The organism is Massilia sp. TSP1-1-2 (genome assembly GCF_049896185.1).
Lineage (GTDB): Bacteria > Pseudomonadota > Gammaproteobacteria > Burkholderiales > Burkholderiaceae_D > Telluria_A.
The window spans coordinates 1-517 of sequence record NZ_JAFCTU010000225.1; the positions used below are offsets into that span (position 1 = coordinate 1).

A 517-nucleotide genomic window follows, 5' to 3' on the forward strand; every position below is an offset into this window, starting at 1 on the left:
GTGATGCGCAACACGCCACCCGTAGTGGCATTGAATATTTCAAGCAGAATACGCCGGTAGATTTCATCACCAGTCGGGTCGCCTGCCAACATGGCCTGCAACACGGGGAAACTGTTGCCAAAGATGTCGTTGCCGTTGGCATCAACCATTCCGTTTGCGGCACCGTTCTGGGTCAATAGCAGCCTGATGTCCTGTTTACTGGTAGCAGGGTCAGCCAAAAAACTGCCAAGATACTCAACAATTCTTGCCACGTCAGAAACAGAGGCTTGCTCCTCTTTCGTGCCACCGCTTGCTTTGGCAACGCTGCCCCCCACGAATACCCAGAGCGGCTTTTCCAAATTGAACGGGCGCAAGCCAAGAGCATCGCGATCATATAGCCGTAGTTGCTGAAAGTAGGTCAACAGACAGGCTGTCAAATAGCGCCGTGTATCAGTCCCTTCTTTCTGCAAGTTCAGGATGCTGTAATCCTTGCCAAAACCATCCTCGTAAAAATAACGATAAGAGTAGTCAAACAGCA

General features: G+C 50.7%; 1 pseudogene. It reads right to left on the minus strand.

The window, feature by feature from the left end:
* Nucleotides 1–517: pseudogene (locus ACP7BV_RS27825) on the minus strand (hypothetical protein); the annotation flags it as partial.